A 24,058-nucleotide genomic window follows, 5' to 3' on the forward strand; every position below is an offset into this window, starting at 1 on the left:
GGGTCAGCGCGTCAGCACGTCGACCGTCACGACGGGAGAAGTCAGCTGGTTGAGCATCTGGACCAGCTTCGCGAACTGCGCCGACCGGGCATTGGCGATCAGGACCACATCGTCGTCCTGCATGCGAAAGCGGCTGGCGACGAAATAGCTGCGCGGATCGAGAAGATTGAGGCGGTAGATGGTCGGCACCGACGTCACCGTGCCGTCCACGTCGGTATCGACATAGCGAAAGACGAAGACGCCGGTCGCATCGGCCTGATTGTCGATCGGCCCGCCCGCGCGCGCCAGCCCCTCGACGAGCGAAACCGGCGTGTCGGCAAGCGGCACCTCGGCGACGTCGCGCGCCGCGCCGATGACCGAGAAACTCTGCTGCCGTTTCAGCAACTGGACGACATCGCCGGGCATCAGGCGGATGTTCGCGGCGTCGCCCGCTCGAATCTGGTCGAGCGGCATTTCCTGGCTTTCTCCCGCACGCGCCAGCCGTACGATCAGATTCGACTGCTGATCGGCGGGACCACCCGCGGCGGCGACGACGTCGAGGACGCGTTCGCCCGCCGCGGTAATCGCGATGCGACCCGGTGCCTTGACCTCGCCGCCGACGGTGATCGACCGCATCGGTCCCGACGCCACGCGCACCAGCACGTCGGCCTGTTGCGACAGGCCGCGCAGCCGGGTGCGGATTTCAGCCGCGACCCCCTGCGGCGTACGTCCGAGGACGTCGATCGGCCCGACATAGGGGATGTTGATATAGCCGCCTTGCGGTACGCTAATCGTCGGCAGCGTCGCACCGGCCGCCGACACCGTCGGATCCTTTGCATTGCTGCCGCTGTCGACCGCGCCGAACAGGCGATAGCCGACCTCGAACACGACGATTTCCAGATTGTCGCCGACCAATATCTCTTCGCTGCTGGTCGTTCCGTCGGTGAACGACCAACCGGCGGACGGCAGCGTCGGCACCTGAACCTCGGTCCATCCGCTTTCGGTCAGGTCGACCAGATTGAGTGTGCGGCCGTCGGCGAGCGTCGCCGGTTTCTTCACCTGCCCGGTCGTCGGCGCCGCCGAAGGCAGCATCGCGCAGCCGCCGAGCGCGCCGGCAAGCAACAGCGCCGCCGCCACCGAGCGGATCATCGTCACCGGCGGGGTCCGGACAGCAGGCTGTCGTAGAGCGCGTTGAGCCGGCCCTGATAGGCTGGCATCGAAAATTTCTCCGCCTGCGCGATACCACGCCCGAAAAGGTCGGCGCGCAGTTCGGCATCGGTATCGATCCGGCGCAGCGCCGCGGCAATGTCCTGAATATCATAAGGATCGACGAGCAGCGCCGCCGAGCCCGCGACTTCGGGCATGGAACTGGTGTTCGCAGTGATGACGGGCGTCCCCAAAGTCATGGCCTCGAGGATCGGTAACCCGAAACCCTCATAGAGAGAAGGAAAAGCCACACCCCTGGCCCCGCGCACCAGCAGCATAAGCAGCCGGCGCGGCAGATAGTCGATCCGCCGGATATTCTTGAAGATCGTCTTCATCGGCCGGGTCTCGTCGCGCTGGATCAGCGACAGTTCGACGTCGGCGCCCCATGCACGGCGACCGAGGACAACGAGCGGCGCCTTCACGCCCGAGGCGAGATAGGCCTCGATCAGCCGTCCGACATTCTTCTTCGGCTCGATCGCGCCGAAGAAGAGGAAATAATCCTGAAAATCGAGACGAAAAATGCTCTTGATGGCCTGCGCCACCTCGGCCTCGTCGCCGCTCGCGAGGCTCAGGCTCTGCGCAGAGGGCCTGATCGCCTGATAGGTGTTGGTGATCTTTCCCTCGGCTTCGGGAAAAAAGTCGACGATATCCGCGCGGCTCGCCTCGGACACCGTGGCGATATGATCGCCCTTGCGAATGCAGGCGCGCATCAGCTTGTGATAGATCTTCTTGTTGTCGAGGCTGGCATAGGGAAGCTTCAGCGGCACCAGATCGTGCATCGTGTAGATGTTGCGCGCCCCGGCGACGCGGATCGGCCACGGATAGGTCCAGTGCATGATGTCGGGCGCATCGGGCAAGGAAACGGTCGTGAAGGTTCCGAATCGGCGAAAATTGCGCATCGCCTGGTCGAACAGGTCCGACACGGTGAACAGCCGGTCGAAATCGGGCAATCGGTGCGCAAAGGGCCGGACTTCCTGCTTGCCGTGCAGATCGACCTGCCGCGCCTTGCGCGCCTTGACCGTCCAGCTGAGTTCGCGGCCCCAGCCAAAGCTCCACGATCGCGGCGCCTTCGACTGATATTCGGCGCCGAGCGCTTCGAAGAAATTGACGTTGCGCAGGACTTTGCGGAACGGCGTGCGAAGACCATAAACGCCGTCGAGTTGATGGCCGGCGGTCTGAATGGCGTGCGCGAGCGACATCGAATAAGTCGCGACACCGGTTCCAAATGGCAAAGCCAGATTAAAACCATCGATTCCGACCCGCATTATTCCTCCGACACTGTTGGGCGGAGTGGATCGTCGATTCGAAATTCCGCTTTAATTGCGTTCACCTAGCTGGAGAAACCGGTCATAGGCAAGGCGCAAGCGCGCGGCGAAGGCGGCTTCGCCATACCGTTCGAACATCGCCGGCAGCGGCGTTCGCATCCCTTGTGCGGCCGCGTTCACCCGAACAATCGCGCCGGTGATCGACGCGGCGTCGCGCGGATCGACGAGCGCCGCCGCCGCGCCCAGAACCTCACGCGAGACGGGGCTATCCGACGCGATCACCGGAACCCCCGCCATCAGCGCCTCGACCGGCGGCAAACCGAAGCCTTCGGCGAGCGACGGCATCAGCAACGCACGGCAATCGACGGTCAGGCGTGCGACGACCGCATCGCCAAGCCAGGGCAACCGGACAATGTCGGGCGAAGCGATGTCGCGTTCGAAGGCGGCCCGGTCGCGGCGATCGGTCCAATGCCCGTCGGGCCCGGCAATCACCAGTTTCACGCCGGTTTTCGCCGCGCGCCACGCTTCCACTGCGCGATGGACATTTTTGCGGGGTTCGACGCTGCCGAGCAGGAGGAAATAGCGTCCGCGCTCAAGCCCGGCGGGCAAGGACGCCACGGCGCGCGGCGCCTCCACGGGCTGCCAGGTGCATATCGCGCGCCGCGCATCAATGCCGGTGAAGGCGAGCAGTTCATCGCACACTCCTTCCGACACGCAGGTGAAACAGGCGCCCCGTTCGGCCAATGCCGTCAAAAGGCGGCGGAAACGGCCCGATGGGATGGCCGAATATTCGGGCTGACGGATCGGGATCAGGTCGTGGACCGTCACCACGTTCAGCGCCCCTTTCGCCCACATCGGCATCGGATGCGACCAATGGAAAAGATCGACCGGCCGATCCAGCCTGACGCTGCGCAGCCGGCCGGTCAGCGTGAACCATTTCTGGGCATCGGCAAAATAGCGCGCGTTTACCCGCATCGTTTCGCCGTCGGACCCGATTTCGTCGGTCAGCGATTGCGGCGGCGCGAACAAATCATCGTGACGTTCGATACACTGCCGCAGCCGGTCGCGATAGCGGCGGACCCCCGTCCCCTGCCCCCAACCGACGCTCCGCTTGTCAAGTGCGACCCGAACCGTCATCTAGAGGGCCACGCAGCCCGCCGGCTTGCGACGCGAGCCTTTATCGATGATCGTCTTCAATCGGGTTTCCAAATCCTATGCGACCCGCAACGGGCGCCATTACGTCCTCGATAACGTCAGTTTCGCGATCGAAAAAGGCCAATCGGTCGGCGTATGCGGGCACAATGGCGCGGGCAAGTCGACCTTGCTGCGCCTGATCGCCGGCGTCGAACAGCCGAGCAGCGGCACGATCCGACGCGGCATGTCGGTGTCCTGGCCGCTCGGCCTGTCGAGCAGTTTCCAGAGCAGCCTGAGCGGGGCCGACAATGCGCGCTTCATCGCCCGCATCTATGGCCGTCCGGTCGACGACACGCTCGCTTTCGTCGAGGATTTCGCCGAGCTGGGCAATTATCTGCGCATGCCTCTGCGCACCTATTCGGCCGGTATGATGGCGCGCCTCGCTTTCGCGGTGTCGCTCGCCGTCTCGTTCGACTGTTACCTGATCGACGAGATCACGGCGGTCGGCGACGAGCGGTTCCAGGATCGCTGCCGCGAAGCGCTGCTGCAACGCAGGCAGGAACGCAGCCTGATCATGGTGTCGCACGACCCCGCCACGCTCCGCGAATATTGCGATCGGGGCATGGCCGTGCGAGCCAGCGAAGTGCTGCAGTTCGACAGCATCGACGAGGCGATCGCGAGCCATTTCGCGCACGCCTGAACCCGCGGCCGTTTACGCGCGGTGTTCGCGAATGCCGGCGGTGACGATCATGAAAAAGGCATAGACCAACAGCGCACCGAGCAGGATGGTCGCCAGCGTGCGAAGCGGTTTGGGATAGACCGGCTTTTCCGGCGCGGTGGGCCGGACCACGGGGATCACGAACAATTGTTCCTTTTCGACGCGGTCGTTGGCGGACTGCAGCCCGAGCCGCGAAGCTTCGTAACGCTTGGCCGCAAGCTCCTGTTTCAGGCTGAGTTCTTCATATTCACCGAGCCGCTGCGATACCGCGCCGGGGGAGCCGGTCAGTCGGCCGCGATTGCGCGATGCCGCCGCTTCGAGGCTGCTGACATAGCCCTGCATAGCCACGACCTGCGGGCTGGCGGGGCTGAGATAGCGGCGCATGTCGGCGAGCCGGGCCCGCTGACGATCGATTTCGGCCTGTTGGGTGAGCGCCTGTTCCTGCTCGCCCTTGCCGCTGCTTTGCGGGTCGATGTCGCCGCTGCGGTTGCGGAACAGCGACATCGCCTTCTGTGCCCCCGACAGTTCGTCAGCCGCCTGCTGGAATTCGTCGCGCGCGATCTTGACCGTATTGTCGAACAGCCGGCGGTTGAGCGCGTTGATCCGGGCTTCTCCGAGCCTGATCACCGCCTCGCCGATCGTGCGGGCATCGTCGGGGCGAAAGGCGGTGACCGTCACACGGGTGATCCCGGTGTCGCTGTCGAGACTGATCTGGACCTTGTCGCGATAATATTTGAGCAGATCTTCCATCGCCGGGTCGGATTCCGACAGCCGCGCGACGAAATCGGCTTCGGGCCGACGAAAGACCGCGGCGAGGTCGATCTTTTCGGATTTGAGCGCCCGGATCGCTTCGGGCGAACGGAGATATTCGATCAGGATGTAGCTGGCCTTGGCGCTCGGATCGAGGACCGGCGACACACCGAGAAGCTGCCCGAAACCATTCGCTTCGCTGCGCGGCGCGTCGAGACCGCGAATGACGAATTGCGCCTCCGAGCGATATTGCGGCGCGGCGATGAGAAACAGGTAGATGGCCGCCACCAACGTGGGAACCACGACGATCCAGAACAGCGCGCTGCGAACCAGCCGTCGCGGCCAGTGGCGTGTTGTCGCCGTGGCGTTTTCCGCCGTGTCGCCGGCCGTTTCGGTGATGTTGGTGTGGCGGTTCATTGCAACTCGATCCTGGGCCGGACGAACCTGATGGCGGCATAGCCAACCAACATCAATAGCGCCGAACAGACAATGGGATAGACGAGGTCCAGGCGGTCCGACGCGAAGTCGCGGAACTGCCCTTCGCGCAGCAATTCGAAGATATGCACGGTCGGGACCCACATAGCGACGCGCTGAACATTCTCGGGTAGCCAGGCCAGAAGATAGAAAGCCCCGGATATCGGAAGCGAGAGGTAAAGCAGCGGATGGATGATCCGCCCGAAAAACGAACTCTCGTGCGATGCGACCATGATGATCATCGCCAGCCCGAAGCAGAACCAGCTCATCAACACGAGTGCGAGGATGACCAGCAACGGATCGTGGATCGGCTCGGCAAGACCCAGATACTGGGCCACGAACAGCAGGAAAAAGAGCACCGCGCCGGTACTCACCATTTCGAGCAAAGACCGCGCGAGCAGCATGTCGAACAGGGTGACCGGGCGATGATAGAGCAAGGGCCGATTGGCCTCGAGCAGGGTTTCCGCGCGCGACAGTACCGAGCGGAACATGATGAAGAGGATGTAGCCGCCAAGCGCGAAAGGGACCGGCTGCACATTGCCGCTGATCGGCAATTTGTAATTGCCATGCAGCGCCGCGACGGCAACCGCGAGCAGCACCGGTTCCATGAAGATCCAAAGAAACCCAAGGTTTTCGCGGCCAAAACGCGTGTGCAGTTCCCGAATGACGAGCGCACCGATGACCCGCCTCCGGGTGTCGAGGCGCTGGAACAAGGCGTCGGTGTCGGCGGCTCGGGTCAAAGCGGTTCCAGAAATTCGGTCAGCTGCGAAAAATGATCGTCCCAGCTCGCCGGGCGCCAGGCGCGCGCCGCCTGGAGATGATGCTTCCTTAGCGGCGAATCGGCCGCCGCAAAATCCCGAACCGCCGCCATCCATCCCGTGGCGTCGAGCGGATGCAGAAACAATGGCGCATCGCCGCCCACTTCGCGGTGCGCCGCGATATCGCTGGCGATCACGGGGCAACCCATGTTCAAGGCTTCTGCCACGGGCAAGTCGAAACCCTCGGCGAAGGAGGGGGCGAGGAGCGCCCTCGCCCCGCGCATCAGGCCCTGCAGCGCGTCGTCGCCGGGAGTCCGCATCTCGACCAACACGTCGCGGAGCGCGGGCGAGCGTTCGATCATCGCGAGAATCTGGCCATTCTCCCAGCCCCGGCGGCCCGCGATCACCAGATGCGCCGCAGCCGCGCCGTCCTGCCGCGCCATCTCGCGCCACAATTTGAGCAGCAGCAGATGGTTCTTGCGCGGTTCGATCGTCCCGACGACGAGGAAATAGGGATGATCGCCGTTAGCTCCGGTCGACGCAGCGCGGGCCTCGGCAACCTCGGGCAAGGTGATCCCGAAGGGGAGCTTAGCGATCGGAGCGACGGGCAGGTCGCCGCAGAAGCGCGCGATCGAACGCGCCGTGCAATCCGAATTGACGAGCAGACCGTCGGCCAAACTCGTCGCCGCCGCGATCCGCGCCTGATTGGCCTTGGCATGTTTGGCCAGCGCATATTCGGGATATTCGATCGGAATCAGGTCGTGGACGAAATAGCAGATCTTGCCGCCGCACCGGTCGGCCCGGCGGCGCCATTGCCCCATCGCGCGGGCGCCGGGATGCGACACGGTGAGGAAGCGCGTACCGGCGTGAAGCTGCGAACGGACCGGGCGGAAGTGCCGCACCACCGACAATGGCGAGGTCCTGCCCACGGCGCCGCTCCAGCGGAGACGCTGCGCCTGGAGCAGCCTGGCCACGGCGGCGCGCGAAAGTGCGACCCAATGCCCCGGCGGGACAAAGGCTTCGAAGCTCGGTTCGATCGCGTCCGCCGCCATCAGGAAGGACAGATAGGCCTGTTCGACGCGATCGATTCCCGTCGGCGCCGCCAGATGGCCGCGTCGAACGAGCCGCGTCACATCGAAAATCAGATGCATGTGGGCTTCAAGCGGTCGGCGACGCGAAGGCTTGGCCGGTCAGACGTCGGACAGCGCCCGCGACGAGCATGTCAAGCGCCTTCGGGTCATGGAAGCCACCATTCACCAAGGCCGTCGCCCGCATCGCGCGGCACATCAGTTCGAAATTTCCGGCGTCGACCGGCGGCGGCTCGGCCCAGAATCGATCGAGGCCGCACTGCGCGGTGACGCCCGGAATGTCATAGGCCGCGCGGCCGAGACAAAAGACCGGGCACGCCTGTTCGAGCGCCAGTGGCCCGACCGTGCTGTTGATCGTGACGACGCCGGCCGCCTTTTGCAACAGCGGCGCGAGGTCGAAGCGCTCGATGAAGCGCACCCGGTCGGCAATCCCGTAACGCGACGCCCGATGCAGCACATCGGCACGCCAGCCGTCGAGGTCGGGATCGAAGGGATGCATCTTGACGAGCAGCTTCGTGGCGCGCGGCGCGTGGACGGCAAAGCTGTGAAAGACGCAGTCGATCGCGCTCGCCATGTCGGGGAAGTCCGAGTGGGAATCGATCTGGTGATCGCCGTCGAGTTGCATGGGAAAAAGAAAAAAACGCGAGTCGATGACCGCCGAAACCGCCGCAGAGCTGGCGGCATCCTCGCGCCCCCGGCCCGCACGGCGACGAATCCATGCCCACATCTCCCCGACCGGCGCATTGCGGCGGTGCGAACGATAATGAGGAAAGAAGGGGATCGTCAGCGTCTGGACGACATAATAGCCAACCGCTTCGACGATCCGACGGCGAACATTGCTGGTGACGGGGTCGACGGGTTCGTCTTCATGATCGTCGGCAATCCGGCGCAGTTGATCGAGGTCGCGCGGCAGGGACGACCAATAATTGGTGCCGCCTTGTTCGAACGAGACGAAATTGGGGCGGAGCATCCCTTCTTCGACGACGAACACGCGAATTGCGCGCTGCCGGCAAATGGCGATCGCCTGAAGATGGAGCGGCCGATTGTCCCCGAACAACACGACATCGCTGATGTCGCTGCCCGACAGATAGTCGTCAAACCAGGCCGGGAATGCCGCGATATCGCCGCGAAAACCGATGGCGCCCGATCCGCGCCAGTCCCACATATCGCCGCCGTTGAAATTGATCCGCGAGGTCCGATGGCCGCCCGCACGTAAAGCGTCGGCCAGCTTACGGAAAAACGGGCCCGGAAGCCCCTGGAGAAACAAGAAATGCCGCACAGGATAGGGCTGCGCGGCGGCCAGAGAGGTATCGGCATATTGGCTCATCTGGAGCATCGGAGACCCGTAACACCCTGAAACACAATAGCTGTCGACACCCAGCCAGTAAAAACCCCTTGTTCGGCGCTAGATTAGGCTGTCATCGAGGTCAAGCATTTGCCCGTCGCGAACCAGCCGGTGAAGCGCGACGCATTGTCCGACCAATGCGAGCAAATGGCGAAGCGGCAACGAGGTCGCCGGATCGGACGATGCCGACGCCGGGTCGGGGTGGACCTCGATAAACAGGCCGTCGCAGCCCGCAGCGACCGCAGCGCGCGCCAGCAACGGCGAAAATTGCGGCTGCCCGCCCGACATCGCCCCCTGCGACGACGGCAGTTGCACGGTGTGCGCGGCATCGAAAGCGACGGCGACGCCCGGCGCCCGCATGATCGCGAGGTTTCGCATGTCGGCGACGATATTCTGGTAGCCGAAGATGTTGCCGCGTTCGCAGACGATCGTCGGAAGCGACGGCACCCCGGCCTGCATCCTCGCGCGATCGATCTTCGCCAGCACCTGCGCCATGTCGGAACCGGCCATGAACTGGCCCTTTTTGACAAGCATCCGCTTGCCGGTCAGCGCGGCCGCTTCGACGAGCGCGGTCTGGCGCGAAAGCAGCGCGGGAATCTGGACGATATCGATGACCGCCGCGGCTTCGGCGGCGTCGGCGGTTTCGTGAATGTCGGTGAGGACCGGGAGTCCGGTGCGTTCGCGTATCGCGGCGAGCTGCGCGAGTCCGTTTGTCCAGCCCGGTCCGCGATAGGATTCGGACGAACTGCGATTGGCCTTGAGCGCCGACGCCTTGAAGACGACGGGAATCCCGAACCGATCACGGATCGCGACCAGCATATCGGCGATCTCGTCCATGATCGCGGGCGTTTCGACGACGCAGGGTCCGGCGATCAGGAAAAACCCGTCGGCCATAGCGGCGAGCGATTCTTCGGGGCGGGTTATGTCCCGCTTTCCAGCGAGCGTATCAGTCACGGCAAACCCATGGTGCCGCGACGCGGCCATTTTCGACGGTAGCCCGGCAACCGAAGGGGCTGGCGGTGGCCTGGCAGCGACCCACGACCTGTTGCCCCGGCTGCAGGATGCGCGAAGCGCGGTCGTTCGGGACGAGGCAATCGCCGGCGCACTCGCTGCCGCTGGCGCAGGCCTTGCCGGCGTCGGCGTAACAGGCAAAACGCGCACCGGGTTCCGCCTTGCCGCCCGCTGCCCGCTTGCCGTCGGGCGGGCAAGCCGCAGCGGCAGCGGTCGCGGAATTCGGGGTTTCGGCCGCAGCGGCGACGGTCTGGCTTTTGTCGAGCCCGTGACAGCCCGCCATTCCCAACAGGAGCAGCGACGCCGTCATGCGCAGAAAGCGAGGGATATCGAAGATTTGACCCATGCCCCCTGTTAGACCGGAAGACCCGGACAGACAACGGCGCCGCGCTGGCCCCTGCCCGCCGACGACCGGATCAACCCGGGAAAGCGGGCGCCTTGCTGACCATTGCCGGCAACGCGCGGCCCATGACGCCGGTAAACCAGGTCGCAGCGTCGACGATCGCGGGCAGGTCCAGCCCCGTAGCCACCCCGCCGCGTTCGAGCAAATAGACGACGTCCTCGGTCGGGACATTGCCCGCGGCGCCCGGCGCGAAGGGGCAGCCGCCGAGCCCGCCGAGCGACGCATCGACGGTCGCGGCGCCTTCGGCAACCGCCGCCCAGACATTGGCGAGGCCGGTATTGCGGGTGTTGTGGAAATGGACACGAACGGGCAACCCGCCGACCGCTTCGCGGACGCGGCCGACCATGTCGGCGACCTGCGACGGCACCCCGACACCGATCGTGTCGGCGAGCGCGATCTCGCGCGGCGCCGCATCGGCGGCGCGCTTGGCCATTTCGACGACGCGGTCAATCGCGATCTCGCCCTCGAACGGGCAACCGAAGGCGGTGGCGATGGTGATCTGACCGCTGCGGCCCGCCGATTTCGCAAGCGCGACGATGTCCATCGCGGCGGCGAGCGCTTCGTCGGACGTCTGGCCCTGGTTGCGGATGCCGAAGCTGTCGCTGGTCACGCACACGGCGCCAAGTTCGTCGATGCGACCGGTCGCGATGGCGCGTTCGGCGCCGCGGCGGTTGAGGACGAGGCCGATATAGGTGACGTCGGCGCGGTCGGGGAGCTGCGCCACCAATTCCTCCGCATCGGCCAGTTGCGGCACCTTCTTGGGATTGACGAAGCTCGTCACTTCGATGCGGCGCGCGCCGTAACCGATCGCGCGGTCGATCAGCGCGAGCTTGTCGGCGGTGGCGACCGCAAGTGCTTCATTTTGCAGGCCGTCGCGGGGGCCGACTTCGACGATTTCGATGCTGGTTTGCTTCACGATTTTGCCTATCTTCGCGCATATCCGAGATTGCAGTTGATAATTGCATAGCATTCTAAGTATATCATGGCCATAGGGATTGAGGATGTCGGGCCGCGCGCGGTCCCCTTCCTAGGCTAAAGAGACGCCCGAAGGGAATGATATGACGGAAGCGAGCAGCGGGGGAGCGCTGGAAGGGTTGAAGGTCGTCGAGATGGGGCAGCTGATCGCCGGCCCCTTTTGCGGCCAGTTGCTCGGCGACATGGGCGCCGAGATCGTCAAGCTCGAGCCGCCGGTCGGCGGCGACCAGATGCGCAACTGGGGCCAGGGTGACAAGCCGAGCTGGTGGCGCGTCATCGCGCGCAACAAATATTCGGTCGCGGTCGACCTGCGCAGCGAAGAAGGCCAGGCCCTCGCCCGCGAGCTGATCGCCAAGGCCGACATATTGATCGAGAATTTCCGGCCCGGCACGCTCGAGAAATGGAACCTCGACCCGCAGGTGCTGCGCAAGACCAACCCCGGGCTGATCGTCGTGCGCGTGTCGGGCTACGGCCAGACGGGCCCCTATTCGTCGCGCGCCGGCTTTGGCGGCATCGGCGAGGCGATGGGCGGGTGGCGCGGCATCGTCGGCTATCCCGACCTGCCCCCCGCGCGCATGGGGGTGTCGATCGGCGATACCCTCGCCGCCACTTACGGCTGCATGGGCGCGCTCGCCGCGCTGCACCACCGCAGCAAGACCGGTGAAGGCCAGATCGTCGATTCGGCGCTGTACGAAGCGGTGCTGCAGGTGATGGAATCGACGGTGTCGGATTATTCGGCGAGCGGCACCAAGCGCCGCCGCACCGGTTCGACGCTGCCCGGGATCGCGCCGTCGAACGTCTATCCGTGCAGCGATGGCGAATATTTGATCGGCGCCAATCAGGACGGCGTCTTCGCGCGGCTCGCCGCGGCGATGGGCCGCCCCGAACTCGCGGACGACGAACGCTATGCGACGCACCGCGCGCGCGGGGTGCGGCAGGAGGAGCTCGACGCGCTGATCGGCGAATGGACGGCCACGCTGACGATCGAGCAGCTCGAGGCGAAGATGGTCGAGGCGAGCGTTCCCGCCGGACGCGTATTCGATGCCGAGGACATGCTGGCCGACCCGCATTTCGCCGCGCGCGACGCGCTGGTCACGGTGCCCGACGCCGAGCTCGGCGAAATCCGCATGCAGGGAGTCTTCCCCAAGCTGTCGGGCACGCCGGGCAGCGTCCGCCGGCCTGCCCCGCTGGTCGTCGGACAGGATACGGACGATGTGCTGAAGCGCTGGCTCGGACGCGAGGGTTGAGACGATGATCACCCTCTATGGCGGCGCCACCCCCAATGCGCGCAAGATCGCGATCGCACTGCTGGAGATGGGGCTGCCCTGGCGGCTCGAATATATCGATATCCTCGCGGGCGACCAGCTGACCCCCGAATTCCTTGCGCTCAACCCGAACAACAAGACGCCGGTGATCGTCGACGAGGACGGTCCCGGCGGCGAGCGCTTCGTGCTGTGGGAGACCGGCGCGATCCTGCTCTATCTCGCCGAAAAGACCGGCCGCTTCGTGCCGACCGATCCGGTGAAGCGCGCGACCTGCTGGCAGTGGCTGATGTTCCAGGTCTCCGGCGTCGGGCCGATGTTCGGGCAGGAAGTGCATTTCACCCATTACGCCAAGGATCGGCACGATTATGCCATCGCGCGCTACAGCCGCGAGGTCGACCGGTTGATGATGGTGCTCGACAAAAGGCTGGGCGAAGCGACCTGGCTGGCCGGCGAGGATTATACGATCGCCGACATGGCCACCCTGCCCTATTTGCGTCGCCAGCTGATCGACAAGGCGGGGCGTTTCCCCCATGTCGAGCGCTGGGGCGCGGCGATGCTCGAACGGCCCGCGGTCGCCGAGGGCATGACCGTCGGCGTCGCCCGCGCCGAGACGATCGAGGGCGGGCTGACCGGATTTACCGACGAGCATCGCGCGATCCTGTGGGGCGACCGGCAGCATCAGGCGCGGTAGCGCCGCCGGGGGATGGATCGCGATGCCGGACGGAGCGCGGAAGACGACCTGGTCGCTCGCGCTCTCGATCCGGTTGCCGCACCGATCAGATCAGCGACTTCAACCGGTCGATTCCCGTCGCCTGCCGAAGGATTCGGGCCGCGAGCGCATTTCCGTTCACGGCATTGGTGAAGACGACGATCGCGCGTCCGTTACGGGGATCGCCGACGCCCATGGTTTTGAAGATCCCGTAGTTGCTGCCACTGTGCTGGAACAGCAGGCCCGCCGGGGATTGTTCGAGTTCCCAGCCCAGCCCCCGCGAAATGTCGCGCCCGCGCACGTCGAGCCGGGGGGTGAGCATCGCCCGCTGCGTCGTGTCACTGATCTCCCACGCCGCCCGCGTCGGCCGGTCCATCATGAGCGCCATGAACGTCGCATAGTCGGACGCGGTCATCAGCAGCCCGCCCGCCGAATTGACCAGCAGGTCGTGGGTCGATGGCGGCGTCTTGGGATCCGTCTCTCGCATCGCGGCGACCGAATCCTCATAGGTCCAGGTTGCGATCGGCTTGCCCCGCTTTTTCGCGACCCGTAGCAGCCGGTCGCCCAGTTCGCGGGTGGGCTGGGGCGGAAGCACCTGCTCGCCTTCCGGAGGTTCGGAATGGCCGAAGACCGCCGACTTTGCGATGGCTTCGTCCCAGCCAAAGCTGCTGTGGGACATCCCGGCCGGGTCGAACAGTTTCGCCCGCATCACGCTGCCGAGACCCATTCCCATGATGGTCTCGACAACCAGCTGGAGCCAGATGAAGGCTTCGCCGGAATAGGTGTAAATCGATCCGGGCGCGCTGCTCGTGACCAGCGGCTCGGAGGCCCAGTTGGGCAAGCCCGTCGAATGTTCCAGCACATGCCGGGCCGTGATGCGCTCGAGATTCGGGTCATCGCCCAAATTCTCCGGCCGGCGATAGGCGACGAGCGGCGTATCGAGATCGAGGCGCTTTTCATCGACCAGCCGCATCACGACATAGGCGAAGACAGGCTTGGTCATCGACGCGGCTTCGAACAGCGTATCCTCGCGCACCGGGTCGCGGGTGAGGATGTTTTTGACGCCGAAGCTGTGGCTCCAGGCCAGCATCCCGCGATCCACGACCGCGATGGCGGCGCCGGGCACCCCGGCGATCCGCATGAGACGCGGAAGGTCCGCGACCAGTTCCTCGGGCGGGATCCAGGCGGCGTTGCCGTCCGGGCATTGCCCGCCAGTTCCGGCGCGGGCGGGCGCCGCGCCGCCGGCGATCAGCGCCGCCGATCCGACCAGCACCGCCCGCCGTCCGGGCATCGTTCCGCCACTCATCTTTGTTCGCCGCCCAGCCAGCGCATCAGGTGAGCGCCACGGCGAACAGACAGGACAAAAGCTTCATCGGTTTCCACTTCCAATCGATCATCTCGCTCATTGATAGCGCAGCGTCTTTTCGAACCCCTCATTCGCCTTGGTCATCTTTGCCAGTTTCCTGAGTTGACCGCGAACATGGCGCTGGAACCGCGCGTCGTCATAGATGCCCGTCGCCCGATAGTCTTCCTGCCCGACCAGTTTCTTGATCTGCGCAGCGAAGGCACTCTGCTCATCGCTGCAATGCGCGGCGATCAGGGCACGGCAGACCCATTCCTCGGCGGCCGCCTTGTCATAGTCGTCCTGTGCCTCATACCCGCGCCGGTCCGCTGCCGCCTGATCGAGCCTCGAAGCCTCAAACCGCCGGTCCAGCCATTTCCGGACCTGCTCGCCATTCCACGCTTTTGACGGATCGTTCATCGCTTACTCCAAGCCTTGTCGGCGCCAATCTCCGTGCTTTGGCGACGCACGAGCCTTTGCCCGCGGTCCAAATCGACAGCAGCATGACGCCTGCCTAAATATTGGTCTGGTCGGCCGGAACCCCTTCGGGCATCGTCGCGCTCCCTGCGGCCTCTTCGCACGGCAGGCTCTCCGTGCCAACGCCGTAACAGGTCATGGATAGCGATCCCATCGCATAGCCGCGCAGGAGCGGCGCGGCCCCGCCCCCCGCCGCGGCGAGGCCGGCGGCATGGAGGAGCGGAATGAAATGATCGGGCGTGGGAACCGCGAGGTCGTAATCCGGATGCTGGAGGACATTCAAGATGCCGCCCGGATCGCGCATCATCTGGTCGACAACGGCATCGTCGAACCGCTGCGCCCAATCGGTTCCGCCATCCGGATTGTGCCGATCGATCTTGCGGAGGTTGTGAACGACATTGCCGCTCGAAACGATCATGACGCCCTGCCCGCGCAACGCCGATAGCCGGCTGCCCAATTCCAGATGATAGTCCATCGGCTGGAGCGCGTTGATCGACAGTTGCACGACCGGAACGTCGGGGAAGCCGTAAAAATCATGGATGGTGCGGGGGCGTGCCATCGCGGTGACGGCAGTCGCCCCGATGAACCAATGCGCCGAGACGACCAATAGCGCGCGCGGTCGCGGCAAGGCCTTCCCCAGCCGGCGCCAGGCGCGCGTATGGCCGTTCAATTCGAGTGTGTTCATCGGGCTGCCATGGCCGATGAACAGGGCGGGCATCATATCCATCGGACGGCCCGTCAGGTCGCGCCGATCTGCGCCATGAACGAGGCATTGTCCCAAAACAGCCATTCCTCCTTCATCAGGCCATTTTCCACCGCCCGACGGTCATCATCGGCAGCACGAATTTCTTGTCGGTGGGTTGGAGCGTCTTGCCGCCGCCGAGGTCCATCGGTTTCGTGAAGGTCCCGGTCATGATGCCCTGCACCGCGGTGTATTTCCCGTCCGCGAGCTTGATCGGATGCTCCGCAATCCTGGTGTCGGGAGCAAAGGCGAACTGCGGTTTCAGTTTGACGAGGTGGTCGGCGATGCCGGTCGTCGTCGATCCGTCAGGATAGTGAACCAGAATGTCCTCGGCATGGCTCTTGTTGAACTCATCCCATTTCTGCCCGCTGTACACGCGGAAATCGAGATCGTCGAAATTGGCGAGATTGCGCTGCTGCTCTTCGGTGCGGCCGGTCTCATCGGCGGTCGCCGAGCCGCCGGCCTTGTCGGACGTTTTAGGGGCCGAACACGCCGCGATCGACAGCGACGCCGCAAGCATCAGCAGGTTACGGGTTTTTTGAGATAGGCGCATGTTCGACTCCCTCGATTCAGACCGCCGGGAATGGGCTGTTCCGGATAGGAAGCCTGAATGATCGCCCAGTCAAGACGGTGCTTCAGGCGCCCCGCGATGGCTGGAAATCGAAAGGCCCGGCCCCCGAGCATGACATCCGACTGGTGGAGCGGGCCACGCTCGCTTCTCAATCGCCCTGCACCGCCGCGCGGTTGGCGTCGCCGAACATGTTCGACCATTCGGTCTCGTCGAGTGTCTGGTGGCGGCCGAGATATTTGGCGGGTGGCTTCAGATCCTCGCGCGCCATGGCGCAGGCGACGGCGGGGCGCTGGCCGATGCGTTCGAACCAGCCGCGCGTCGCGGGCCAGTCGTCGAGGCCCATGCCCATGACGAAGGCCGAGGCGCGGCCGGGCCAGATCGCCATGTCGGCGATGCCGTAATCGTCGCCGGCGACATATGGGGATTTTTCCAACCGCTTTTCGAGGACGGTGAGCAGGCGGGCCACTTCCTTCGTATAGCGCTCGATCGCATAATCCTGTCCGGCGGGGGCATAGCGCAGGAAATGGCTCGCCTGCCCGCCCATCGGCCCCAGCCCCGCCATCTGCCAGGTCAGCCAGGACAGGGTCGAAGCGCGCGCGGCGCCCGACGCGGGCAGAAATCGTCCGCTCTTTTCGGCAAGATATTGCAGGATCGCGCCCGATTCGAAGACCGCGACCGGATCGCCGCCGTCCACCGGCGCCCGGTCGACGATCGCCGGCAACTTGTGGTTGGGGTTAATGCGGCCGAATTCGGCGGTGAGCTGGTCGCCGTTGAAGATGTCATAGGGGATGACCCGATAATCGGCGCCGATCTCTTCCAGCATGATCGCGACCTTTTGCCCGTTCGGGGTCGCCGAATAATGAAGGTCGATCATCACAGCACCTCGTAGATCTGGTGGCGGACGCCGAAGTCGGTGCGCTCGCCGACGCCGATGGCGAGGAGGCCGTTGAGCCAGTCGTATTTCGCGCTCGCGGTTTCGAACACCGGAGCGATTCGCAGATAATAGCGCGCCGAATCGACCGGCGGCGCGGCGGGATCGGCAAATTCGGCGCGGACATCGTCGGGGACGACGCTGCGGCCGCTGTAGCCGAGCTGGATGAGGTCGCCGTCATCGGTCCGCCACACCGCGCGGGCATCGAAAGTCCCGACCGCGGCGCCCGACGCCAGCCGACCGCCGCGCGACCAATTGCCGCCGCCGGGCAGGACGATGCCGTTGATTCGTGGGCCGAAAAAACGGCCGCCGCTGATATATCCGATGCGCTGATCGCCGAACGGCGACGCGCCGATGCCGAAGATTCCGCCACCGACCTCAAACTCCACGGTGCACAAAAACCGGCTCGAAAGGCCCGTGGGAACACCCGCTGAAAAATCCTGCTCCATCATTCGACTCCTGCTTGTGAGGCTCTGGACAAGCATAAGACCATTAGTATACTAAGGGTCAATGAGATTGACGGATCGGACCCGCATGTCCGGTATCGCCAGCAACCGTTCAATGGGAGGGTAAAAATGAATTTTCGTAACCAGATTCTGCTGGCAGGCGTCGCATCGATCGCGACGCTGACCTACGCCGCGCCGGCGATGGCACAGGATGCCGCCGCCCCTGCCGACACGACCGAGACCGAGGCCGATAACGGCACCGACGAGATCATCGTCACCGCCCGTTTCCGCAATGAATCGTTGCAGGACGTGCCGCAGGCGATTTCGGCCTTCGGCGAACAGACGCTCGCCAAGATCGCCGCACGCGACATCACCGACCTCGCGCCCTCGACGCCGAACGTCAGCATCCAGCCCGTCGCGACCTTTTCCAACTCGGCGGCGATCTTCATTCGCGGGCTCGGCGCGCAGGGCATCGAATCGACCGAGGAAAGCCCGGTCGGCGTGTCGATCGACGGCGTCTATGTGACGCGCCCGGTCGCCACGATGCTCGACACCTTCGACCTCGACCGCATCGAAGTGCTGCGCGGGCCGCAGGGCACCTCCTTCGGCAAGAACTCGCTCGCCGGCGGCATCGCCGCCTATACCAAGAATCCCGGCCGCGACTGGGGCGTCCAGACCGAGGTCACCGTCGGCAACTATGGCCGGATGGATGCCCGCGCGGCGGTCAATATGCCGCTCATTCGCGACACGCTCGCCGTCCGGCTGGTGCTGAACAAAGAGACCTATGACGGCTATTTCACCAACCGCCTGAACGGGAAGAAGATCGGCGGGCAGGACCGGCTGACCTTGCGCGGCACGGTGGTGTTCACCCCGACCGACAATCTCGACATCAACCTCAAGGCCTTCCTCGTCCGCGACCGTTCGAGCGCACCGGGCGGCGACACCGCGCCGAACCGGAACCAGTTGCTGTGGCAGGTTTTCCGCTTCGAAGAGCCGAACGACGGCGCCTATACGATCGGACGCGATTTCCCCGCCGATCACGACACCGACCAGCTCGGCCTGATCAGCAACATCGGCCTCGACATGGGGTCGTGGCAGGCCAAGTCGATCACCGGCTATATCGAGACCGACGATTTCAACGACAGCGACTTCGACCAGTCCGAAGTCTTCTTCTTCCCCACCTTCCGCCTGCAGTCGCACCGCCAGTTCAGCCAGGAACTGCGCCTGCAGTCCGATTTTTCGGACCGCACCGACGCGCTGTCACGCCTGAGCCTGGTGTTCGGCGGCTATTTCCTGAAGCAGAGCTTTGAACTGGCGCAGGCCTTCCCGACGCTGCCGGTGCTGCTCGCCCCGACATTGCGTTTCGGCAGCGAGGACTTCGTCGCGCAGGACAACACCGCCAAGGCGCTGTTCGCGCAGGCGATCTATGGCATCACCGACCGCCTGAACATCACGCTCGGCGTGCGCCAGAGCTGGGAATCGAAGGATTATTTCCGCGACCCCACCGGCGTCCTGTTGTCGCCCGCCTTTTTCTCGACGCGCGCGACGGTCAAGTCGCTCGCCGAAATGGAGGCGATCGCGAACACCAACCTGGCGGCGGGCAAGGCCTTCAAGCTGGGTTACAACCGCGATCGCATGACCTTCAAGGCCGGGCTCGACTATCGCCTGACCGACGATGTGATGCTCTATGCGGGCTTCAGCCAGGGGTATAAGGGCGGCGGCTTCGGCGCGCGCTCGGCGACCACCTCCACTGCGGGGCCGACGGAAGACAACACCGCCAACCTGTTCGAGGCCGGGATCAAGGGCGATTTCTTCGACCGCCTGCTCCGCCTCAACCTCACGGGTTTCGTCACCAAGTTCAAGCAGCTGGAATTCGGCGTCTTCTTCCCCAACCCCAATGTCGCATCGGGGCAGGAAACGGCGCAGTTGAACATCGGTTCGGCGACGACCAAGGGGCTTGAACTCGAAGCCACGCTGAAGCCGACGCAGAATTTCCGCCTGTCGGCGAATGTCGGCTATCTCGACGCGAAATATACCAGCTTCTGCGCCGATATCGACGGCCCCTCGGCTTTCCCGACGCCGCCGACGTCGACCTGCGGCGACGTCACCGCGCTGCCCAACGGCACCTATCTGGTCGACATCGATCACACCGGCAAAAAGCTGGTCCGCGCGCCGAAGTGGCAGACGCAGTTGTCGGCGGAATATACGATCCCGCTCGGCAGCGCCGGCAACATCAACCTGCGCGGCGCGATGTCGTATCGCAGCACCTATTATTCGACCGTCGCCAATGATTTGGCGGGGAAGACCGGCGACTTCACGCTGGTCGACGGCTCGATCGGCTGGGAAAGCGAAGACGGACGGTTCCGCGCGATGCTGTGGGGCAAGAACCTGACCAACAAGACCTATGTCGCGGCGCTGACGCCGACGGCGCAGTTCTTCACCCAGCGCTTCTACAACGCCCCGCGGACCTTTGGCCTGACCCTTGGCGCGAGCTTCTGATGGCGTGCCGCCGGGCCTCGCGGTCCGGCGGCATCGCGATGCGGATGGACCGCGAGCTTTGAATATTTTCAGCCGTCCGGAATCGGCGGCCTTCGGGGAGTGTTATGACTGAGGCTACCACTCTCGCCGGAGGTCCCGCGGGCGCCGATCACGGACTTGCGGGGCGGCGCAACATCGCCCTCGCCATGCTGTTCCTCATCGGCACGATCAACTTCGTCGACCGCCAGTTGCTCGCGATGCTGATCGAACCGATCCGCGTCGACATCCCGCTCAGCGATACCCAGTTCGGGCTGCTCACCGGGCTGGCCTTCGCGCTCTTTTACGCCGGCATGGGCGTACCGGTCGCCATCCTCGCCGACCGTTGGAACCGCGTCAAACTGGTCGGCATCGCCTGCCTGGTGTGGAGCGTCTTCACCGCGGCGTGCGGGATGGTCTCCAATTTCTGGCAACTCGCCCTGATGCGGTTCGGCGTCGGCGCGGGCGAGGCGGGTGGCACCGCCCCCTCGGTTTCGGTCCTCGCCGACTATTATCCCCCGCACCAGCGGCCGATCGCGATGGCGCTGTTCACCTGCAACGGCCCCTTCGGCGTCTTCGTCGGCGCCGCGTTCGGTGCCTGGGCCGCGTCGACGATCGGCTGGCGCAACGCCTTTCTGCTGATCGGCGCGGTCGGCATCCTCGTCGCGCCGCTGCTGATCTGGCTGGTGCGCGAACCGGCGCGCGGCCAGATGGACAAGGGTGCGGGCGACGAACCGATCCCCTTTGCCAAGGCGATGGCGCTGTTCCGAGCCTATGGTTCGCTGATGCTGCTGTTGCCGGCGACGGCGCTCGCCGCTTTCGTGAGCTATGGCATGCTCAACTGGATTCCGGCCTATCTGATGCGGGTGCAGGACATGCCGTTGTCGGCGATGGGGACCTGGTTCGCCCCCGCCGCCGGGATTACTTTTGCCGCCGGCACGCTCGGCGGCGGCTGGTTGGTAGCCCGGCGCGCGCGCACCTCGCCGCGCGCCTATGGCCAGGTCCCGGCGATCGCGACGCTGATCCTCATCCCGTCGCTGATCGCCTCGCTGATGGTCGACAGCTGGCCGCTCGCGCTGGCGCTGATGCTCGTCCCACTGACCGCCTGCACCTTCTACATCGCCCCCGCCCTGGCGCTGGTGCAGAATCTGATGCCGCCGCGCGCGCGGGCGACGGGCACGTCGATCCTGATGCTGATGTTCAACATCATCGGGCTGGGGTTCGGCCCGCTGTTCGTCGGATTCGTCAGCGACACGCTGAAACCCGACTATGGCGTCGAAAGTCTGCGTTGGGGCATCATGGCGCTGATTCCGTTCGCCGCCGCCGCCTGCGCCGTGCAATTCGCGATGACGCGGCATCTGGATAAGGATTTCGCGGAATGAACAGGGAGACGCGATGATGGCCGAAATGGACGACATCCGCACGATGGCGACGCGCTTCTTCGACGCGATCGAGGAAGGCGACATCGCCGCGATGAAGAACAGCTTCGCGGCCGATGCCGAGATCTGGCACAACACCGACGAACTGGTCGGCACGCCCGAGCAGACCGCCGCAGTGCTGACCGGCATGGTCGCGCGGATCAAGGACCGCGAATATGCCGAGCGCCGGCTCACGGTCTTTCCCGGCGGTTTCGTCCAGCAGCATGTGCTGAAGGGCCGCCGCACCCACGACGACGGCGCCGTACGCCTGCCCTGCGCGATCATCTGCAAGGTCGAGAACGGCAAGATCACGCGGCTCGACGAATATTTCGACAGCGCGCATGTCGCCGAATTCCGCAAGTTCGCCAATGCTTGATGCACGCCCTCGTCATGGCTCGTCATTGCGAGGAGCGAAGCGACGCGGCAATCCAGAGTCTGCGTAAACCGCTCTGGATTGCTTCGCTTCGCTCGCAATGACGAAGTTTTGAGTTCCAAGTTTTATTCAGGAGTATAGCATGCCCGTCCTGCGCCAGGTTCCCCGCTCGGAAGTCACCGACGAGACCGTTCTCGCCTATTACAACCGCCTGTTCGGCGACCGCGACCCCGTGGCCGAGCCCGGCACCGCGACCGGCACGCCGGGCGACTGGTGGACGGTGTTCGCGCTGTCGCCCGACATCTTCGAACATGCGGTCAAGGGTTTCGCCGTGTACCGCAACCCCGCGCGCACGATCGATCCGGTGCTGCGCGAACTCGGCCAGACGCGTGCGGGCTGGGTCAAGGGCAGCCAGTTCGTCTTTTCGCAGCATTGCAAGTCGCTGCGCGGTCTCGGCGTCAGCGACGAGAAGATCGCGGCGATCGCGCACTGGCAGGTCGCCGATTGCTACAACGAACAGGAACGCACCGTGCTCGCCTATGCCGACTGCCTCGCGCAGGCCAGCGGGCGCGTACCGCTCGAGGTGTTCGACAAGCTCAAGACCTTCTGGAACGACGAGCAGATTTTCGAATTCACCTACATCACCTGCCTTTACGACATGCACGCAGTGATCACCCGCGCGCTGCGCATGGAATATGACGCGCGCGAGGATCCGATCGTCGAGGTCGCCGCGCCAGAAGGCTTCAGCGCCGCCGACTTCCTCAGCGCGCCGCGGCCCGCGGGCCAATGAGCGCGGCGCCGATAACCGTCAATTAACTTGACGATTATCGGCGCGCGTGATAAACAGACCAAGAGAGGATGGGCATGAAATATTATAACTCCATCGGCCCCAACCCACGCGTCGTGAACATGTTCATGGCCGAAAAGGGCATCGAACTGCCGCAGGTCACGATCGACCTGCGCGGCGGCGAGAACCGGCGGGCGCCGTATAATGTCGAGGTCAATCCGGCGGGGCAGACCCCCGCGCTCGCACTCGACGACGGATCGGTGCTGACCGAGATCGTCCCCATCTGCGAATATCTGGACGAGAAATTTCCCGAACCGACGCTGATCGGATCGACGGCGGAGGAGCGCGCGATCACGCGCATGTGGGTGCGCCGCATCGACCTCAAGATCTGCGAACCGCTGACCAACGGCTTCCGTTTCGCCGAAGGGCTGCCGCTGTTCGAGCCGCGCATGCGCTGCCTGCCCGAAGCGGCGGCGGGGCTGAAAGCGATCGCGCAGGACGGTATCCAATGGGTCGATGCCCAGATCGCGGGCCGCAGCTTCGTCACCGGCGAGCGGTTGACGCTCGCCGACCTGATGCTGTTCGCCTTCCTCGATTTCGGCGCCGGGGTCGGCCAGCCGATCGACCCGGCCTTTACCAACATCACAAGCTGGTACGAGCGGATGAAAAGCCGCCCCGGCATCAATCCCAACTAAGCGCAAGGAGACGGACAATGGCTGCAGCAAACCCCGAATTCGAGTTCCGCGGCGTCAACCACCTGGCACTGGTGTGCAAGGACATGGCCAAGACGGTGGAATTCTACCGCGACATCCTCGGCATGCCGCTGATCAAGACGCTCGACCTCGCCGGCGGGCGCGGCCAGCATTTCTTCTTCGACGTCGGCAATGGCGACGCCCTCGCCTTCTTCTGGTTCAAGGACGCACCCGAAGCGGTCCCCGGCATTTCGGCGCCCGAGGCGCTGCCCGGCGAGGGCAATTTCATGTCGGCGCACGGGTCGATGAACCATATCGCGATCAACGTCGCCGCCGACAAGTTCGATGCCTATTGCAACCGGCTGGTCGAAAAGGGCGTCAAGGTTTCGGGCGTTCTGAACCACGATGATTCAGAGACAAATATCGCCGCCGAAGTGCATCCCGGCGTGTTCGTGCGCTCGGTCTATTTCTTCGATCCAGACGGCGTGTGCCTCGAGTTCGCGGCGTGGACCAAGGAATTCGACGACAGCGACGTCGCGCACGACCCGATGCAGGCCGACGGCACCCGCCGCGATGGCTTCATCACCGGCCGCACCCCGGTGCCGGCCGAATAAACCTCTTCCCCAGGAGCACTCCTTGGCCCGGCGCGCGAGCGTCGGGCCTTCTTTTTTGGGGGGCAGATGGA

The 24,058-nt window shown here is 64.8% G+C and carries 25 protein-coding genes; 9 read left to right on the forward strand and 16 right to left on the reverse strand.

Annotated elements, in window-relative coordinates:
• Positions 1-3: 3 nt before the first annotated feature.
• The 3 genes from EEB18_RS19740 to EEB18_RS19750 all read right to left on the reverse strand — a co-directional run bounded on the left by EEB18_RS19740 (position 4) and on the right by EEB18_RS19750 (position 3,587).
• Entirely contained in the window at positions 4-1,128 is a 1,125-nt protein-coding gene (locus EEB18_RS19740) for a polysaccharide biosynthesis/export family protein (RefSeq protein WP_262408255.1), read from the reverse strand.
• Between the two features lie 2 nt (positions 1,129-1,130).
• Positions 1,131-2,417, reverse strand: coding sequence for a glycosyltransferase family 4 protein (locus tag EEB18_RS19745; protein ID WP_187669034.1), 1,287 nt, complete (start codon positions 2,415-2,417; stop codon positions 1,131-1,133).
• 84 nt (positions 2,418-2,501) lie between these two features.
• On the reverse strand, positions 2,502-3,587 hold the full coding sequence (locus EEB18_RS19750; RefSeq protein WP_187139978.1) for a glycosyltransferase family 4 protein: 1,086 nt from the start codon (positions 3,585-3,587) through the stop codon (positions 2,502-2,504).
• A 46-nt stretch (positions 3,588-3,633) separates the two neighbouring features.
• On the opposite strand from EEB18_RS19750, the gene EEB18_RS19755 reads away from it, so the two are divergent.
• The gene (locus EEB18_RS19755) at positions 3,634-4,284 is read left to right on the forward strand and encodes an ABC transporter ATP-binding protein (RefSeq protein ID WP_056347418.1); all 651 of its coding nucleotides are present in this window, start codon (positions 3,634-3,636) and stop codon (positions 4,282-4,284) included.
• 12 nt (positions 4,285-4,296) lie between these two features.
• Here the strand turns inward: EEB18_RS19755 and EEB18_RS19760 are convergent, their stop codons facing one another.
• From EEB18_RS19760 to EEB18_RS19790, 7 genes are all read right to left on the reverse strand, one after another.
• The gene (locus EEB18_RS19760) at positions 4,297-5,469 is read right to left on the reverse strand and encodes a hypothetical protein (RefSeq protein WP_187139977.1); all 1,173 of its coding nucleotides are present in this window, start codon (positions 5,467-5,469) and stop codon (positions 4,297-4,299) included.
• The gene (locus EEB18_RS19765) at positions 5,466-6,239 is read right to left on the reverse strand and encodes an ABC transporter permease (protein WP_056348444.1); all 774 of its coding nucleotides are present in this window, start codon (positions 6,237-6,239) and stop codon (positions 5,466-5,468) included. The genes EEB18_RS19760 and EEB18_RS19765 overlap by 4 nt, the downstream gene beginning before the upstream one ends.
• A gap of 23 nt (positions 6,240-6,262) precedes the next feature.
• Complete coding sequence (locus EEB18_RS19770; RefSeq protein ID WP_187139976.1) at positions 6,263-7,435, reverse strand: glycosyltransferase family 4 protein; 1,173 nt, start codon at positions 7,433-7,435, stop codon at positions 6,263-6,265.
• Positions 7,436-7,442: 7 nt separating this feature from the next.
• Entirely contained in the window at positions 7,443-8,708 is a 1,266-nt protein-coding gene (locus EEB18_RS19775) for a capsular biosynthesis protein (protein WP_187139975.1), read from the reverse strand.
• Positions 8,709-8,777: 69 nt separating this feature from the next.
• Positions 8,778-9,611 carry a 3-deoxy-8-phosphooctulonate synthase gene (gene kdsA / locus EEB18_RS19780; protein WP_187139974.1) on the reverse strand — a complete coding sequence of 278 codons (834 nt, stop codon included), beginning with the start codon at positions 9,609-9,611 and terminating at the stop codon, positions 8,778-8,780.
• Between the two features lie 52 nt (positions 9,612-9,663).
• On the reverse strand, positions 9,664-10,038 hold the full coding sequence (locus EEB18_RS19785; RefSeq protein ID WP_187669035.1) for a hypothetical protein: 375 nt from the start codon (positions 10,036-10,038) through the stop codon (positions 9,664-9,666).
• Positions 10,039-10,144: 106 nt separating this feature from the next.
• The gene (locus EEB18_RS19790) at positions 10,145-11,047 is read right to left on the reverse strand and encodes a hydroxymethylglutaryl-CoA lyase (protein ID WP_410468113.1); all 903 of its coding nucleotides are present in this window, start codon (positions 11,045-11,047) and stop codon (positions 10,145-10,147) included.
• Between the two features lie 142 nt (positions 11,048-11,189).
• Here EEB18_RS19790 and EEB18_RS19795 point away from each other — a divergent pair, with 142 nt between their 5' ends.
• Positions 11,190-12,353, forward strand: coding sequence for a CaiB/BaiF CoA transferase family protein (locus tag EEB18_RS19795; protein WP_187139971.1), 1,164 nt, complete (start codon positions 11,190-11,192; stop codon positions 12,351-12,353).
• A gap of 4 nt (positions 12,354-12,357) precedes the next feature.
• On the forward strand, positions 12,358-13,062 hold the full coding sequence (locus EEB18_RS19800) for a glutathione S-transferase family protein (protein WP_056347428.1): 705 nt from the start codon (positions 12,358-12,360) through the stop codon (positions 13,060-13,062).
• An 85-nt stretch (positions 13,063-13,147) separates the two neighbouring features.
• Here EEB18_RS19800 and EEB18_RS19805 read toward each other — a convergent pair whose 3' ends face one another.
• The 6 genes from EEB18_RS19805 to EEB18_RS19830 all read right to left on the reverse strand — a co-directional run bounded on the left by EEB18_RS19805 (position 13,148) and on the right by EEB18_RS19830 (position 17,628).
• Entirely contained in the window at positions 13,148-14,371 is a 1,224-nt protein-coding gene (locus EEB18_RS19805; RefSeq protein ID WP_222943118.1) for a serine hydrolase domain-containing protein, read from the reverse strand.
• A gap of 111 nt (positions 14,372-14,482) precedes the next feature.
• Positions 14,483-14,842, reverse strand: coding sequence for a hypothetical protein (locus tag EEB18_RS19810; RefSeq protein ID WP_187139970.1), 360 nt, complete (start codon positions 14,840-14,842; stop codon positions 14,483-14,485).
• 94 nt (positions 14,843-14,936) lie between these two features.
• A complete protein-coding gene (locus EEB18_RS19815; protein ID WP_187139969.1) occupies positions 14,937-15,626 on the reverse strand; it encodes a dioxygenase in 690 nt (229 codons plus the stop codon).
• Between the two features lie 73 nt (positions 15,627-15,699).
• Complete coding sequence (locus EEB18_RS19820; RefSeq protein WP_187139968.1) at positions 15,700-16,194, reverse strand: ester cyclase; 495 nt, start codon at positions 16,192-16,194, stop codon at positions 15,700-15,702.
• Between the two features lie 166 nt (positions 16,195-16,360).
• Positions 16,361-17,086, reverse strand: coding sequence for a glutathione S-transferase N-terminal domain-containing protein (locus EEB18_RS19825; protein ID WP_187139967.1), 726 nt, complete (start codon positions 17,084-17,086; stop codon positions 16,361-16,363).
• Positions 17,086-17,628 (reverse strand): DUF3237 domain-containing protein, encoded by a 543-nt coding sequence (locus EEB18_RS19830; RefSeq protein WP_316248977.1) that lies wholly within the window; start codon positions 17,626-17,628, stop codon positions 17,086-17,088. Before EEB18_RS19830 ends, EEB18_RS19825 begins: the two co-directional genes overlap by 1 nt.
• A gap of 90 nt (positions 17,629-17,718) precedes the next feature.
• On the opposite strand from EEB18_RS19830, the gene EEB18_RS19835 reads away from it, so the two are divergent.
• The 6 genes from EEB18_RS19835 to EEB18_RS19860 all read left to right on the forward strand — a co-directional run bounded on the left by EEB18_RS19835 (position 17,719) and on the right by EEB18_RS19860 (position 23,987).
• Complete coding sequence (locus tag EEB18_RS19835) at positions 17,719-20,088, forward strand: TonB-dependent receptor (protein WP_187139965.1); 2,370 nt, start codon at positions 17,719-17,721, stop codon at positions 20,086-20,088.
• Positions 20,089-20,192: 104 nt separating this feature from the next.
• Positions 20,193-21,485 (forward strand): spinster family MFS transporter, encoded by a 1,293-nt coding sequence (locus tag EEB18_RS19840; RefSeq protein ID WP_187139964.1) that lies wholly within the window; start codon positions 20,193-20,195, stop codon positions 21,483-21,485.
• 13 nt (positions 21,486-21,498) lie between these two features.
• A complete protein-coding gene (locus tag EEB18_RS19845) occupies positions 21,499-21,897 on the forward strand; it encodes a nuclear transport factor 2 family protein (protein ID WP_187139963.1) in 399 nt (132 codons plus the stop codon).
• Between the two features lie 139 nt (positions 21,898-22,036).
• Positions 22,037-22,684, forward strand: coding sequence for a carboxymuconolactone decarboxylase family protein (locus EEB18_RS19850; protein WP_056347445.1), 648 nt, complete (start codon positions 22,037-22,039; stop codon positions 22,682-22,684).
• A 74-nt stretch (positions 22,685-22,758) separates the two neighbouring features.
• Entirely contained in the window at positions 22,759-23,376 is a 618-nt protein-coding gene (locus EEB18_RS19855; protein WP_187139962.1) for a glutathione S-transferase family protein, read from the forward strand.
• 17 nt (positions 23,377-23,393) lie between these two features.
• Positions 23,394-23,987 carry a VOC family protein gene (locus tag EEB18_RS19860; RefSeq protein WP_056347450.1) on the forward strand — a complete coding sequence of 198 codons (594 nt, stop codon included), beginning with the start codon at positions 23,394-23,396 and terminating at the stop codon, positions 23,985-23,987.
• Positions 23,988-24,058: the final 71 nt, after the last annotated feature.

The sequence above is a fragment of the Sphingopyxis sp. OPL5 genome (assembly GCF_003797775.2).
Lineage (GTDB): Bacteria > Pseudomonadota > Alphaproteobacteria > Sphingomonadales > Sphingomonadaceae > Sphingopyxis.

Excerpts from the sequence above, each read along its gene's own strand:
- EEB18_RS19860 (WP_056347450.1), top strand. The coding sequence starts at position 23,394 with ATGGCTGCAGCAAACCCCGAATTCGAGTTCCGCGGCGTCAACCACCTG.
- EEB18_RS19750 (WP_187139978.1), bottom strand. The coding sequence starts at position 3,587 with ATGACGGTTCGGGTCGCACTTGACAAGCGGAGCGTCGGTTGGGGGCAG.
- EEB18_RS19815 (WP_187139969.1), bottom strand. The coding sequence starts at position 15,626 with ATGGATATGATGCCCGCCCTGTTCATCGGCCATGGCAGCCCGATGAAC.
- EEB18_RS19740 (WP_262408255.1), bottom strand. The coding sequence starts at position 1,128 with ATGATCCGCTCGGTGGCGGCGGCGCTGTTGCTTGCCGGCGCGCTCGGC.
- kdsA (WP_187139974.1), bottom strand. The coding sequence starts at position 9,611 with ATGGCCGACGGGTTTTTCCTGATCGCCGGACCCTGCGTCGTCGAAACG.
- EEB18_RS19840 (WP_187139964.1), top strand. The coding sequence starts at position 20,193 with ATGACTGAGGCTACCACTCTCGCCGGAGGTCCCGCGGGCGCCGATCAC.
- EEB18_RS19855 (WP_187139962.1), top strand. The coding sequence starts at position 22,759 with ATGAAATATTATAACTCCATCGGCCCCAACCCACGCGTCGTGAACATG.
- EEB18_RS19850 (WP_056347445.1), top strand. The coding sequence starts at position 22,037 with ATGCCCGTCCTGCGCCAGGTTCCCCGCTCGGAAGTCACCGACGAGACC.
- EEB18_RS19835 (WP_187139965.1), top strand. The coding sequence starts at position 17,719 with ATGAATTTTCGTAACCAGATTCTGCTGGCAGGCGTCGCATCGATCGCG.
- EEB18_RS19775 (WP_187139975.1), bottom strand. The coding sequence starts at position 8,708 with ATGCTCCAGATGAGCCAATATGCCGATACCTCTCTGGCCGCCGCGCAG.
- EEB18_RS19845 (WP_187139963.1), top strand. The coding sequence starts at position 21,499 with ATGATGGCCGAAATGGACGACATCCGCACGATGGCGACGCGCTTCTTC.
- EEB18_RS19795 (WP_187139971.1), top strand. The coding sequence starts at position 11,190 with ATGACGGAAGCGAGCAGCGGGGGAGCGCTGGAAGGGTTGAAGGTCGTC.
- EEB18_RS19760 (WP_187139977.1), bottom strand. The coding sequence starts at position 5,469 with ATGAACCGCCACACCAACATCACCGAAACGGCCGGCGACACGGCGGAA.
- EEB18_RS19770 (WP_187139976.1), bottom strand. The coding sequence starts at position 7,435 with ATGCATCTGATTTTCGATGTGACGCGGCTCGTTCGACGCGGCCATCTG.
- EEB18_RS19755 (WP_056347418.1), top strand. The coding sequence starts at position 3,634 with ATGATCGTCTTCAATCGGGTTTCCAAATCCTATGCGACCCGCAACGGG.
- EEB18_RS19825 (WP_187139967.1), bottom strand. The coding sequence starts at position 17,086 with ATGATCGACCTTCATTATTCGGCGACCCCGAACGGGCAAAAGGTCGCG.
- EEB18_RS19830 (WP_316248977.1), bottom strand. The coding sequence starts at position 17,628 with ATGCTTGTCCAGAGCCTCACAAGCAGGAGTCGAATGATGGAGCAGGAT.
- EEB18_RS19820 (WP_187139968.1), bottom strand. The coding sequence starts at position 16,194 with ATGCGCCTATCTCAAAAAACCCGTAACCTGCTGATGCTTGCGGCGTCG.
- EEB18_RS19810 (WP_187139970.1), bottom strand. The coding sequence starts at position 14,842 with ATGAACGATCCGTCAAAAGCGTGGAATGGCGAGCAGGTCCGGAAATGG.
- EEB18_RS19785 (WP_187669035.1), bottom strand. The coding sequence starts at position 10,038 with ATGACGGCGTCGCTGCTCCTGTTGGGAATGGCGGGCTGTCACGGGCTC.
- EEB18_RS19805 (WP_222943118.1), bottom strand. The coding sequence starts at position 14,371 with ATGCCCGGACGGCGGGCGGTGCTGGTCGGATCGGCGGCGCTGATCGCC.
- EEB18_RS19800 (WP_056347428.1), top strand. The coding sequence starts at position 12,358 with ATGATCACCCTCTATGGCGGCGCCACCCCCAATGCGCGCAAGATCGCG.